The sequence below is a fragment of the Chitinophaga sp. 01L420 genome, from assembly GCF_056399985.1.
Genome location: NZ_JBFTSK010000030.1, coordinates 47,408 through 61,339 on the forward strand (window position 1 = coordinate 47,408; position 13,932 = coordinate 61,339).

Sequence of the window (13,932 nt, forward strand, 5' to 3'; positions counted from 1 at the left end):
TGTGCAAAGATGCTACAGATATTACTTTACATAGAAAATATATGTTTGATTGAAAAATAATAAAGTTCATTCATGGATAGTTATTTTGAGTAACATTCAATTCTGTAACAAAACAATCAATTAAAGGGAATGTGAAGTTAAGTAACTTTTGAGATAAAAAAAAGTTCCGTTAAATATTCCCTCATCAGTAATATGGAAGGAGTACTTACTACTTATGAGGGGCATTCTCCACATAAGACTTTAGTAACTCCAGATCGTTTAAGGCAGCTCCAATTGTATTATTAAAATAGACATACACTTCTTTTCGGGCCGCCAGCCATTCCCTGATGTACCCGGCATATTCGTAGAGAAAGCCATCGTCATAACTACCTTTATAATCACCGGCGGGACCATGAAATCTTACATATACAAATGGAAGTTCCATCTCTTCCAAAGGCGATGCTGAATTTGTTTTATCATGAATCACCATCCCCGCTTCACAACTGCTTAACAGCCGGTGGGTTTCTTCCCGGTACCAGGAAGCATGCCGGAATTCTACTGCCAGCTTCCATTCCCGGTGTGGATCTGCGTTGATGATGGTGGCCAGTATTTTTTTAACATGGGAGATTTGGTTGTAACGCAATCCTGGTGGGAACTGTATTAGTAAACAGCCTTTCTTTGATCCGGCAACTGCAATGATGTCCATAAACTTCCTGACATCTTCCGCATTAACATGCAGTTCTTTTTGGTGGGTTATTTCTCTCCATAGCTTAAAAGTAAATTTAAAATGTGCTGGTACGCTATCTGCCCATTTCTGAATAGTGCTTTGCATAGGCAGCTTATAAAACGTGCTGTTGATTTCTATGCTATTAAACAATGCGCCATAAACGGACAATCTGCTTTTACCCTGAAACGCAGCAGGGTAAAATTGCTGATTTTTATAGGGCAACAATAATCCGCTGGTGCCTGTGTAATAGGTTCCCTTCTTCATCGATAGCTATTTACTTCTTAAGTAACTTATTATTGACTATTCTTTCCAGTACCTCTTCCTTCTGATATTTGCTGATGGGTACTTCATATTTACCAACATGTAGTATATTCCCTTCAATGGCACTGATATGATTGATGTTAACCAGGTAGGATTTATGTGGCTGCAAAAACTGCCGCGGGTGCAGCTTTTCCTGTACGGCCTTCAATGTAGCATGGGTTACTATTTTTTTGTCTGCCGTATAAAAGGCTACATAGTTGCCCAGGGCTTCGGCAAACAGGATGTCGTTGAATAATACCTTTTCCAGTTTGGTATCTGACTTAATAAAAATATATTGCTGATCACCGGTTTGCTGAGCAGAAAAATAATCATAGGCTTTATTTGCCGCCTTTAAAAATCGTTCAAAAGAAACGGGCTTTACCAGGTAATCCAGTACATCCAGTTCAAAGCCCTGTATAGCATATTGCTCATAAGCAGTGGTGAAGATCACCTTGGGGGGATTAGGATAACTTTTAAGAAATTCGATGCCTGTCATATAAGGCATCTCAATATCCAGGAACAACAGGTCCACCTGTTGTTCCTTCAGCACGGTATTCAGCTCAATAGCATCTTCACATACGGCCACAACCTGTAAGAAACCAATTTTGGAAGCATATCCCTGTAACCCTTTTCCAGCAAGTGGTTCATCATCGGTGATAACGCATTTTATGGTAACGTGATCCATCAGTTTAATGTCAGTTTTAACTCAGCTAAATAACTATCCTCTTTTTTCTGCATCGTTAATGCGTGCATGCCGGGATATAATAATTCCAGTCTTCTTTTCAGGTTATCTAATCCAATACCGCCTTTCTGCGTAAAAGGAATATGATCAGGTATTGAATTCTCCACCAAAAAACAGACTTCATTGGCTTGTTTTGTCATTTGCATACGAATATGAAAGCTGCCACCTACATATTTAAACGCATTTTCTACCAGCGGTAAAAATAGCAGCGGATACACCTTTTCTTCGTGCAGTTCTTTATCAAAACACACGCAGAGCTGCAGTTTTGCAGAAGACCTTATTTTCTGCAGGTCAATAAAGTTTTGCAGATATTGTATTTCCTGCAAGATGCTTACGGTTTGTTGCTGGTCATATAACTGATACCGCAGCAGTTCAGAAAAGCTTTCCACTGTTTTCTTTGCCGCCGTTACATCTTCATCCATCTGAAAATAAATGGTATTTAAAGCATTAAACAGAAAATGCGGATGGTATTGTGCCCTTAAAAATTTCAGTTCCGTTTGCAACTGGTCATTGGCTATTTTTTCCAGTTGTAACCTGTTTTGCACATATGCCTGCAGGAAGATGTTACTACGCCGCACGCCATAGTATATCAGGGAATATAACAAAGGGATTACATTGATATCTGCCACATCCATCCATTGCAGACCATCATCTGTAAAGGCCGCCATCGGAAGCATCGTGGCATTCTGTACCACCAGGTTTACCACAAAAACATATAATAGTTCCTGCGCTATTCTTTTATAGGACAAGTCGGTGGCTCTTTTTTCATCAAAATGCCGGAACAACTGATTAAATGCCCACATGAAAAAGTAGCCCATGATGATACTACAAACTACTTCTATTGTATTTAACAACAGCGGCCGATACCAGAATCGCATACCGGAGGAACTATCTGCCAGCAGGCGAATGGTATAATATACCAGCATGCCGTAAATAGCGGGGAAAATATATTTCCAGAATACTTTCATAATAATTACCGGAAGTTACAATTAATTATGCGGTTGCAGATTCAACAGGTAATGCCACCGGCATTTCCTCTTTTTCCCGAGCCTTCTTTCCTACCCACTGACGAGACCTCATACCAAACAGGAAACGCATCACTCCAAATGGCCGGATAAACAAATGAAAGATACCCATAGAAAGAACAAAAGTAACGATGACAGTGAAAAAATATTTCAATCCAACTTCATCGGGAGTTTGCACCAGGTAGTACGTGAGTATTACAATCACCGTTTGATGCAAAATATAAAAAGGATATACTGCCTCATTCAGGTAAGGCAACACCGGGCTTTTCCTGTTGAGATATTTTTTACCATATCCCACAATGGCGAATACCCACATCCAGGCGCCAACAGCGGATACGGCCAGGAATAAATAGGTGCCCGGAGCATGTTTAAAATCTGTAAATACGAGCCAGGGCTCCAGCTTATTCCAGCGCAGGTAATTGATGAGCAGGGTGGTTGTAAAGGCAATAGTCAGCGAGGTGCGGCGGTTTCGCTGCAGGCTATCCATAAATACCGGGTTGGCAATACAGATAAAACCGGCAAGTACGTAAAACAACCAATACAACAAAAAGGCATAGTCATTTACCAGGGTATTGGTTTCAGGAAACTTCAATACCATAAAAGTATAAACCAGCACACCCGGTATCAGCAGCAGGTAAATAAATTCACCCCTCGCTATCCAATCTGCTTTCCGCAGGAAGGCTTTCCCTTTAGCAGAAATAAGCCATACAAACAGCGGCGCAAAAACGATATCATACAACAGGAGATAGCATATAAACCACAGGTGATGCCAGCTCAGGTTTCCTTTGGGATAGGCACCCGTAGTAAACATATTCGTATAAAAGTCCCAGAAATTGCCTTTAAAGCCCTGCGTCAGCCGTTCCATATATACCTGGGGAGGTACTATCACCAATATTCCCAGGAGCAGGGGAATAAACAGCCGTCTGAAGCGGAGGCCGACGAAGCCGCCGCCTGTTCTGCGCTGCAGCATATAATAACTTACGGTACCGGAAATAAAGAACAGCAGGGGCATACGGAAACGGTGGGTAAAATCATTGAACTCCAGCAGCATATTGCTGGTTTCCTTATTTTTTATGTGCCAGGACCATTCGGCTACATAAGGCATAGCTGAATGAAAAAACAATACACAAAGGATGGCCAGAATGCGTAGCCAATCCAGATAAGCCTGCCTGGGAGGTGATTGTGGTTGCATAAAATATATTTTTATACAAACCTATCCGTAGCAGGGGGTATGGTAAAAGATATTTGATATCAGGGCATATTCCGGTGGTGAAAAGACGGTTCCTTATCCTTTGAAAAAGGGACTGCTGTCAAATCGTTCTGTTTGCACCATCCATTGTGTTGGAATAGTATGTTCACCGGCAGATAGCACCACAATACTCCCTACTATGGCAGCAATCGTATCTCTGTCGCCCAAACCGCTCACAGCTTTCCACAAGGCGGCTTCCACATCACCGGTGTGATGAGCCGCACACCACAGGGCAAAAGGAACGGTATCCTGGGCGGTAAGCTGCATGCCATTGCCTAAAACAGACACAATGGTTCTGATATCATAACTCAGCGGCAGCGTAGCAGCTTTTTTAATTTTATACTTCACATCGCTTTCCGGCGTATGTTGCACGATAAATTTAAAAAACTGTTCAGCGGGTAAAGGCCCTGTCTCTGCGCAAATACTGGCGGCCAATGCTACTGCCACTGCGCCTGCCACTGCTTCGGAATGAAAGTGGGTTACCGCCGCAGCCAACGAAGCCTGCTCTATCAACTTCTCCACGTTGGCATCAAAGTACGCACCGATAGGACCGGAGCGCATAGCGGCACCATTGCCCATAGAACCCATACCATCAAAAACACTGCTGCTGACTTCCTGCCAGTGTTTACCGGCAGCTATGTCTTTTAGTATGGCATGTGCAGTACCGCCATAACCGCGGTAGTCATCCAGCAAATAATTAGCTGCAAATGCTTTGGCAAGTTGGTCCTGCTTTATTTCTCCATACTCAGCCAGGATGTTATACACCCCAATCCCCATCACAGTATCATCTGTAAAAAGCCATTCGCCGGTCTGTAACTCCTTATTACGGATCCGGTCGGCAATGATATCTTCTTTACCAAAAAATGTTTCACCAAAAGCATCTCCGATGGACAAGCCTAACAGAGATTTCTTTGCGGATAAAAGTGGGTTGTTGGCGGGCATATAACTCAGCGGGGTTTATGTTGCTTTGCCTTTATTTTTTTGATCTCATCCATCATGAAACGATGCGGATCTTCTACGTCATGTCCCATCTCAATGAAAAATTTCTTCAGCAAATCATAGGTTTCATAATCGCCGTTGAGATAGTGGTCGGGGGTTGTTTCCATATGCGCACAGCTAAGACAAATATTCAGGCAGGACACAATAGTGCCGTCCGCACGATAAAAGACTATAGCATCTCGATAGTCCGGTCCACATAACATACGGGGTATGTCCGTGACCGTGGTGTTTAAAATCTGCTTTAGCCAATCTACCTGTGGAGCATCCCGCTGGAAAGTATGGGTCTTTGTGCTGGAAGCATGAAAGGTGCCTCGTTTGTCGATCAGGCTTTGCGTATATGCTACTAATGGAGTTAGTTCAGTGAGCCTGACTTCTTCCTCCAAAGACAAATCATCTCTTTTCTGTTTCCGCTCGTTTAGTCGCATATACTCCTCAGTCAGCTCTTTAGCCACTGCTTCATACGCGGTTCCCCGCTGCAAAGAATAGGTTTCTATATAATCAAAATCAAGTTGATTGATATAATCTGCTGTATTAGGGCGTTGACTAATAGTGGTCATAGGCGGATATTTGACGCCAAATATACGTTACCCTTTCCTTACTACTTCAACAACTTAAACGCGTGGTTCCAGTCGTTATGCGCCAACCCTGGTATACACCACAAGATACACAGTGGCTCAATCGCACGTGCAGCTGCTGCCACGCCCATGTCTTCCGTTTCCCAGCCAAAAGCTGTTAAGATATCCGTCACGGTTTTCTTAGCGGCAGCATCGTTGCCGCAAATAAACATGGTAGGCGTACCACCCGAAAACTGTGGCTTGTACATCAGCGGGCTTCCCACGCTGTTAAAAGCTTTTACCACACTGGCATCCGGGATCCGCTGTTGAATTTTTTCCAACAGGGATTCATTCTGGTCTGTGAAAAATTTCAACACACCATCTTCCGGAGGTGCGCTGGCAATGGGGTTAGTGGTATCTATCACTATTTTGCCCGCGAAGTGCGTTACTCCCGCCTGTTCTACTGCTGATACAGCAGCGCCGCCGGCGACAGCTAATATCAGTAGTTCCCCAAATTGTGCGGTAGTATCCAAGGTGCCTGTTTGTCCATTTGCATTTTTGCTTTTCCATTGCTGTACTTCTTCTTTTTCCGGAGTCCGGCTACCCAACATGACTTCGTAACCCTCTGTTAAGAAAGCGGTTCCCAGCGCTTGCCCTACGTTGCTGGAACCAATAATACCTATTTTCATGGTGTTATTTTTTTTGAGAGAATGATTGCAATGGTTAATGGTCTTATTGCTGAGGTGCTGAAAAAATCCGGTCTATGATAAAAAGATGATTGTACAAGGAAGATACAAATTAGTGCCGATAATCAATACCCATACGAGTTAAGTTTACACTATCTGCCGGAAAGCCGTACTCCTGCCACAAGCAGAAATTCAGTACCTTTCGTAATGGCAGCGGAAATGCCATCGTAAACCAGCACGTTATGAAGCGATTGTCCCTGATCTGTTCCTTGCTGATCTATATTTTCACGGGTGTGCCAGCTGTTTTTGCAGGGGACACCGCGTCTTACTATACACAACAACTTGACAACCGTAACGGACTTTCTAATAGTGCAGTCAACTCCCTGTTTCTTGATTCAGATAAGTTATTATGGGCCGCCACCTGGGATGGGCTCAACATGTACGATGGTACGGCCTTTCATGTGTTCAACTATAGTAAGGATAATCCATTACACAGTATCGGTAACAATGTAGTACTGCAGGTAATAGAAGATGGAGACCGGCGGATCTGGCTCAGCACCATTGAAGGAGTATCCCGTTATGATAAGCAAAGCGGTAAGTTCTATAATTATTTTTACAGCCGGCAACAGCGCAGTCGTATCAGCGAGCAGGAATACAGATTGATCGCCGATACCGCAGGACAGTTGTATTGCCTGAGCCGTCAGGAGGGGCTGACCCGGTATAATGCCCGGGCAGACTCGTTTGTGGTATGTCCATTGCCTGCTGGCAATAACCGGATCAGCAAAGCCGTTTTTGATGCCGCCAATCACCTGTGGGTGCTTCGTGGCGACGGTAGCCTGGAGATATACGCCGACTGGCAGGCACAATGGCCGCTGTTGCAGCGCTACACCAACGTACAGGCATTGTTTTCACTGGAAGGCAGCATCTTTTTCACGACTACCGCACATGAGCTGATGACCGTCTCCCCCGGCACACACCAGGTGCAACTGCGGGCACTGCTCCCTCATGCGGTGACTGCGATGACCCGCTATGGGGCCGATTATTTGCTGGCATGGACGACTCAAGGCTTTGGTGTATACGATGCACAATTCCAGCCGGCACATCTGCTACCTGAAGTAACGCGGCAGTTGCAGGACATGAAGATCATATCATGGGCAACCAGCAGTGAGCAGATATTGTGGTGTGGCACTGATGGCAATGGTATCATCAAGGTGTATCCGCAGACAAAATACTTCGGCACTGTTACCCGCAGTACTGGTGGTCCGGTCTTCAATAAACCTATCCGTGCTTTTTGTGATAATGGCAACGATCTATGGGTAGGCACCAAAGGCAGCGGTATTATCTGTTTACCGGGCTTTACGAGGCAACCTGCCATTACACCGCAACAACTGTTTACGGCAGAACTGGATGATAATTCCGTGTTTGCCCTTTGCCACGCACCCGATAGCATGATCTATATTGGCACCGATGGCAAAGGCTTGTCTATATATGATCAATTGCATAAACGCTTCTTACGGTGGCAAGAAGTGATCGGTAGCAGCCAGCTACCTGTTTTCGGGTCTGTATATGCCATTCAGCCGGATGCAGATGGTTCACTGTGGCTGGGTACCAGCGGCTATGGCCTCGTTCACCTGCGTATTCAACGACAGCAGCGGAACATGGTTGTTACCGGATTTGAACAATACACCTTTAACGGTACTGACAGCGGACCTGCCAACGATATTATTTATTCCCTTGCCTCCGGCCCGGGCAATACCCTCTGGGTGGGCTGCCGCTATGGCGGGCTTAACCTGTTCAACAAAGCACAAAAGAAATTCCTGGCCTTTAAAGCCTTCAGCTATGAGGGTGGACTATCCCACAATGATGTGCTGGCACTTTACCGCGATACGCGGCAACGGCTGTGGATAGGCACCAGCTATGGACTGAACTGTATTGCGGAAGCAGATATCAAACAAGTACACCCGGAATTTATCCGATATAATACAGGCAACGGGCTGCCGAATAATACCATTCATGCCATCACACAGGATAACGATGGCCTGATCTGGGTAAGTACCAACAAAGGACTCGCACGTATCAATCCGGCGACATCGGAGATATCACATTTCCAGGAGGCAGACGGACTGCAAAGCAATGAATTCAGCGATGGGGCCGTATGGAAAGATGCCGGCGGCAGACTTTACTTCGGTGGCATCTATGGCTTCAATTATTTTGTGCCGGGTAATATCCAGGAGCGCCGGGTGTATCCGAACCTGCTGATATCCGGGCTGCAGCTGGCCGGCAAAACAAACGAAAACGGATTGCAGGTGCTTAAGCCAGGGCAGTATAACCCTGCCGCCTATACGTTATCCAGGCGCGATAACTTTTTTGAACTGCAAGGCAAGGCTGTCAGTTTTTTGCATGCCGAAAAATGTGAATATGCCTGGTTCCTGGAAGGCTACGACAAAAGCTGGCAATACACTGGTGGCAATGGTAAAATTGCCTACAGCAATGTACCTCCCGGCCGGTATGTGCTGAAAGTAAAATGGAGTAATGGCGAAGGCGTATGGACGCCTCCCAGTGTATTACTTTCACTCACCATCCAACAATATTTCTGGCTTACCTGGCCAGCATTTGGATTATATGGATTACTGCTGATCAGCGCTGGCACTGCCTTCTGGTTGTACCGTAGAAATAAACTGGAGATGAAACACCAGTTGGAAATGGAACATCTGCTGCGTAAAAAAGAGGAAGAAGTCCACGAAGAACAACTCCGCTTTTTTACCAACATAGCCCATGAACTACAAACACCACTTACGCTGATTGTAGGCGCAGCCGAACGCAGCAGGGAACAACCCGGTGATACGTATCATCAGGCGTTGGTGCATCAGCATGCATCCAGACTTACCTATCTTGTACAACAGCTACTCGAATTCCGCCGGGCAGAAGCTGGTTTTCTGAAAAATTATTATTCTCCACTGAATATTTCTGCGCTGCTGGAAAATATTGCGGCACTATTCAAACCGATGTGTCAGCAAAAAGCACTTCACTTCAAAACGGCGATTGCACCTGCTATAATGGCGGCAATGGACAAAGACAAACTGGAAAAGATCCTGTTTAATTTACTGAGCAATGCCTTCAAGTATACCGGCCGGGACCAGTCCATCGTTTTCAATGCCCAACAGGAAAAGGATTGCCTGGAGATTTATGTGTACAATTCAGGCGCACATATTCCGGCAACGCAGCTGGATAGTCTCTTTACCCGTTTTTTTACCACCGGCGCCCATACACAGGAAAAGTTCGGTACCGGCATCGGACTGGCTTTTACCCAGCAGATGGTGCTGCTGCTGAATGGCAGTATCCGCGCCGTGAATGAAAATGAGGGGGTCGCCTTTTATGTGAAACTGCCGCTGATAGAAGCAGGTATCAGCACCATGGAAGCACCGGCTAATCCTGCTCCCTCCTACCTGTTGCAATCTATTACCGCCAACCTGTCCTCATCCGGGGCACCAGCCATTGATCCCAATAAGCTATCCCGCATTCAAAGTCTGCAGGAAGCTGGTAAAAAAAGTATACTGCTGGTGGAAGATGAATACGCCATCCGGCAACTATTAAAAGATCAGCTTTCCGGTCAGTATATTATATATGAAGCCAATAATGGCAGCGAAGCGCTGGAGCTGATCCGGCAAACCCTCCCCGATCTGATCATCAGTGATATTATGATGCCAGACATGAATGGCCTGGAGCTTTGTAGTAAAATAAAGAATGCGGCCAGCACCTGTCATATTCCTTTTATTATCTTATCTGCCCGTGGCACCATGGATCAGCAAACGGAAGGTTATGAAGCTGGTGCAGATGCATACCTGCCCAAACCCTTTTATGCTTCACATTTACAGGTACGCGTACGTAAACTGCTGGAATACCGCGAACGCCTGCACGAAATTTTCAGAAGAGATCACGGACTGGGACAACTGGAGGAAACAGATATGGCAGATGAGGATAAACAATTTCTGCAGGAACTGGTGCGCGTAATAGAAGAACGTATAGATGAGGAAAGCCTCAATGCAGAAATATTGGAAAAGCATCTGCTCCTCAGCAAAATGCAGTTGTATCGTAAACTGAAAACGATTTCCAATATGACACCGGCAGAGTTTATCCGTTACATCCGGTTAAAGCATGCGGCACAGCTGTTAGTAAAAACCCAGCTAACGGTAGCCGAAATCTTTTATAAAACAGGTTTCAATAACCAGTCGTACTTCTTCAGGGAATTTAAAAAGATGTATCGCTGTTCCCCAAATGAATACCGGGAACAACAAACCGCTGTGTAACACACTACGCATAAGCACAAGACAAGTAAAAATTCAACGCATTGATTTACAACAAATACCAATCATTTATTTTTACGATTGTACAGTGCTTTGTAACTATAGTACAGCATCTTCATACTGCTTCCACCTATCTTTAGACCATCCAAATCAATCCAAAAAGAATTCACGTATGAAGAAGCAGGGATATGTACTGCTGTAGTTCCATTCAAATCCAACATTAATTACTTTTTTAAAACGGGTTCCTCCAGGGGGACGGAACCATTAAATTCTTACGAATGAAAAACTGGACACAACTAATGTCAGCGGTGTTATTGCTGCTGCTTGGCGGGGCTACCTATGCCCAGGTTAAAGTAAGTGGCCGTGTAAGCGATGAACAGGGTGGCGCACTCCCGGGCGTTACCGTGATACAGCCCAACACCCGGAATGGTGCTGTTTCCGCTGTTGATGGCAGCTATACCGTTACGCTTACTGCCAGCGAAACACCCACACTGCAATTCTCCTTTATGGGTTATCTCACCAAAACGATCCGCTATTCCGGCAGCGGTGCACTGAATATTGCACTGCAAAGAGATGAGGTAGCGTTGAAAGACGTCATCGTAATTGGTTATGGTACACAGCGCAGAAGCCAGGTAACAGGCGCCATCTCTTCTATAGATGGAAAAAGTCTGGCTAAAACACAGGCTGTAGATCTTAGCACCGCTTTACAGGGACAGGCGGCCGGTGTATCTGTCACCTCTCCTACCGGCGCGCCGGGAATGGAGGCAGTGGTACGTATAAGAGGTATTGGTTCGCTTAGCCAAAGCAGCAACCCACTCTATATCATAGATGGTGTACCGATGACTACAGGACTGAACACTATTTCGCCCAACGATATCGCCTCCATTGAAGTATTGAAAGATGCTGCCGCTGCCGCCATCTATGGTTCCCGTGGCGCCAATGGGGTGATACTGGTGACCACCAAGTCTGGGCAGGCGGGCAAAAATGAAATAGGGCTGGACATCGCTTATGGTTTGGCCAAAGCCAGCGGCTTGCCCAATATGCTCAGCACCAGCCAGTTTATAGAACTGCAGAATGAAGCTTTTGCCAGCGATGGCGCTACCGCCCGCAACCAGGACGATCCATCCAAATTGCCCAATACCAACTGGCTGGATGCCGTATTCCGTCAGGCGCTTACCCAACGTTATAGCCTGAACTTCTCAGGAGGTTCTGATAAAACACGCTACTACCTGGCGGGCAACGTGGTAAACCAAGATGGTACTATTGTGAACTCCAATTTCAAGAGATATGGTTTGCGCTCGAATGTGAGCAGCGATGTAAAAAGCTGGTTAAAGGTGGGTGAGAACATGAATATCACTTACGACAGAACCCAGGAAATAGGCGCCTCCGGCGATGGCGCCAGACCCGGTAGCTTACCCGGTGTAGTACGCTATGCACTCATCAGACCCAATGCATTACCGCTCTACGATGATAAAACCGGTTTTTATACCGACCTCCCGCCTGCGAATCTCTATAAAAATGCGTTGCTATATGGTGACGGTAAAAATCCATTGGCCATTGCCGATTACCGTACCCGTACTGCCAGCAAGTATCGCATCTTGGGTAATGTGTTCGCAGAAGCTCACTTCCTGAAAGATTTTAAGCTACGCACCGATCTGGGTACTGATTTCTATATTGCGGAACAACAACAATACAGCGGACAGATACCCGGTGATCGTACCCTGATGCAGGATAAAGACAAGGGGCTCGATAAATACCGTAACCGTTATACTACCTACAACTGGACCAATGTGCTCAGTTATAATCATACGTTTAATGAGAAACATGCAGTAGGTGTAACTCTTGGTTCAGAATATATTTCCTCTAAAGTAGATTACCTGGCTGCTTCCCGCAACGGCTACGACAACCGCGCGGATGGCTCTCCCAGTTTACAATACCTCGATTACGGTTCCGGTCAGCAGTTCAATAGCGGTACTATGGAAGAATGGGGCCTGATGTCTTACTTCGGCAGGGTTACCTATGCGTACGACAATAAATACATGGTGAACGCCAACATGCGGGCGGATGCGTCTACCCGTTTTGGTGCTTCCAACCGCTGGGGTTATTTCCCTTCTTTCTCTGCCGGCTGGAATGTAGCCCATGAAAATTTCATGAAAGATGTGACCTGGCTCAATGATCTGAAAATCCGCGGTGGCTGGGGACAGCTGGGTAACCAGGACATTGGCCTCTATCCTTTTGCAACCATCTACTCTACCACCAATAATATCTTACAGGTGATCAGTCGTGGTAACCCTGATGTAAAATGGGAAACCACTACCCAGTCGAACATTGGTGTAGACGCGGGTTTCCTGAAAGGTGCATTGACACTCAGTGTAGATTATTTCAATAAGCAGTCTTCCGACATTCTCATACAACTGCCATCTTCCTATACCAACGGAGATGCTACACCACCGTATGTAAACGGCGCTAAAATGAGTAATAAAGGACTGGAAATTACCGCTGCTTACCGGCAATCCATTCAGAAAGATCTCTCTTTTAATATAACCGCTAACGTTACCACGCTGCGTAATAAGGTAGTATCTCTTTACAAGGGTCGTGAGCAGATTTTCTCCGCAGGATCCGGTCGTGTTATATTGCGGGAAGGCGAGCCTATCAGCTCTTTCTATGGTTATAAAACCAATGGATTGTTCCAGAATGACCAGGACGTAGCGCAATATAAAAACAGTAAGGGAGAAGTGTATCAGCCTAATGCCAAACCCGGTGATATCCGCTTTGTAGACGTTAACAACGATGGAAAAATTGATGATGCAGATCGTACTATTATCGGTAATCCCAATCCGAAATTATTATATAGTCTGAATGTAGGCGTCAACTACAAACAGTTTGATCTTACCCTGTTCTTCAACGGCGTACAGGGCAACCAGATTTATAATGAAGTAGACAATATCATTAACAGTTTTGACGGGCGCGGATTTAATAATAAAGAAGATTTCTACACTAACCGTTGGCATGGTGAAGGTACGAGCAACAAGACGCCCAGGGCCACTTTCCTCGATCCTAATAATAACCGCCGCACCTCCGACAGATATGTAGAAAACGGCAGTTATGTGCGATTAAAAAACCTGATGCTGGGTTATACATTGGCGCCTTCATTGTTACAACGCGTTGGCTTCAGCAATGCCCGCATCTACGTCAGTGCACAAAACCTGTTTACCATTACCAAATACGGTGGCATGGATCCGGAACTATATACCAATGAAAACCTCGCCAACTATGGCGATATGGCCGTGGGCATAGATATGGGTACTTATCCGCCTTCACGCACCTATACATTTGGTTTACAATTCGGTTTCTAGGAATGCCAATT

The 13,932-nt window shown here is 45.5% G+C and carries 9 protein-coding genes; 2 read left to right on the forward strand and 7 right to left on the reverse strand.

The genetic code is table 11. The features are described 5' to 3' along the window. Positions 1-208: 208 nt before the first annotated feature. The 7 genes from AC1DP6_RS24335 to AC1DP6_RS24365 form a co-directional block, all read right to left on the reverse strand. Positions 209-970 carry a DUF72 domain-containing protein gene (locus AC1DP6_RS24335; RefSeq protein ID WP_477057165.1) on the reverse strand — a complete coding sequence of 254 codons (762 nt, stop codon included), beginning with the start codon at positions 968-970 and terminating at the stop codon, positions 209-211. Between the two features lie 10 nt (positions 971-980). After that, positions 981-1,691, reverse strand: coding sequence for a LytR/AlgR family response regulator transcription factor (locus AC1DP6_RS24340; RefSeq protein ID WP_477057166.1), 711 nt, complete (start codon positions 1,689-1,691; stop codon positions 981-983). Then, positions 1,691-2,716: a sensor histidine kinase gene (locus AC1DP6_RS24345; protein WP_477057167.1), complete on the reverse strand. Its 1,026-nt coding sequence runs from the start codon at positions 2,714-2,716 to the stop codon at positions 1,691-1,693. Before AC1DP6_RS24345 ends, AC1DP6_RS24340 begins: the two co-directional genes overlap by 1 nt. Before the next feature lie 25 nt (positions 2,717-2,741). Then, on the reverse strand, positions 2,742-3,965 hold the full coding sequence (locus AC1DP6_RS24350) for an acyltransferase family protein (RefSeq protein ID WP_477057168.1): 1,224 nt from the start codon (positions 3,963-3,965) through the stop codon (positions 2,742-2,744). 93 nt (positions 3,966-4,058) lie between these two features. Beyond that, positions 4,059-4,964, reverse strand: coding sequence for an ADP-ribosylglycohydrolase family protein (locus AC1DP6_RS24355; RefSeq protein ID WP_477057169.1), 906 nt, complete (start codon positions 4,962-4,964; stop codon positions 4,059-4,061). Positions 4,965-4,969: 5 nt separating this feature from the next. Further along, positions 4,970-5,578, reverse strand: coding sequence for a hypothetical protein (locus AC1DP6_RS24360; protein WP_477057170.1), 609 nt, complete (start codon positions 5,576-5,578; stop codon positions 4,970-4,972). A 41-nt stretch (positions 5,579-5,619) separates the two neighbouring features. After that, positions 5,620-6,264: an NADPH-dependent F420 reductase gene (locus AC1DP6_RS24365; protein ID WP_477057171.1), complete on the reverse strand. Its 645-nt coding sequence runs from the start codon at positions 6,262-6,264 to the stop codon at positions 5,620-5,622. Positions 6,265-6,503: 239 nt separating this feature from the next. Between AC1DP6_RS24365 and AC1DP6_RS24370 the strand changes: the two genes are divergently transcribed. Next, positions 6,504-10,568 (forward strand): hybrid sensor histidine kinase/response regulator transcription factor, encoded by a 4,065-nt coding sequence (locus tag AC1DP6_RS24370; protein ID WP_477057172.1) that lies wholly within the window; start codon positions 6,504-6,506, stop codon positions 10,566-10,568. A gap of 275 nt (positions 10,569-10,843) precedes the next feature. Beyond that, positions 10,844-13,921, forward strand: coding sequence for a SusC/RagA family TonB-linked outer membrane protein (locus AC1DP6_RS24375; protein ID WP_477057173.1), 3,078 nt, complete (start codon positions 10,844-10,846; stop codon positions 13,919-13,921). The last annotated feature ends 11 nt before the right edge of the window (positions 13,922-13,932 follow it).

Bases quoted from the DNA above. Each gene is read 5' to 3' on its own strand.
- AC1DP6_RS24340 (WP_477057166.1), bottom strand. From the start codon at position 1,691: ATGGATCACGTTACCATAAAATGCGTTATCACCGATGATGAACCACTT.
- AC1DP6_RS24375 (WP_477057173.1), top strand. From the start codon at position 10,844: ATGAAAAACTGGACACAACTAATGTCAGCGGTGTTATTGCTGCTGCTT.
- AC1DP6_RS24370 (WP_477057172.1), top strand. From the start codon at position 6,504: ATGAAGCGATTGTCCCTGATCTGTTCCTTGCTGATCTATATTTTCACG.
- AC1DP6_RS24335 (WP_477057165.1), bottom strand. From the start codon at position 970: ATGAAGAAGGGAACCTATTACACAGGCACCAGCGGATTATTGTTGCCC.
- AC1DP6_RS24365 (WP_477057171.1), bottom strand. From the start codon at position 6,264: ATGAAAATAGGTATTATTGGTTCCAGCAACGTAGGGCAAGCGCTGGGA.
- AC1DP6_RS24360 (WP_477057170.1), bottom strand. From the start codon at position 5,578: ATGACCACTATTAGTCAACGCCCTAATACAGCAGATTATATCAATCAA.
- AC1DP6_RS24350 (WP_477057168.1), bottom strand. From the start codon at position 3,965: ATGCAACCACAATCACCTCCCAGGCAGGCTTATCTGGATTGGCTACGC.
- AC1DP6_RS24355 (WP_477057169.1), bottom strand. From the start codon at position 4,964: ATGCCCGCCAACAACCCACTTTTATCCGCAAAGAAATCTCTGTTAGGC.
- AC1DP6_RS24345 (WP_477057167.1), bottom strand. From the start codon at position 2,716: ATGAAAGTATTCTGGAAATATATTTTCCCCGCTATTTACGGCATGCTG.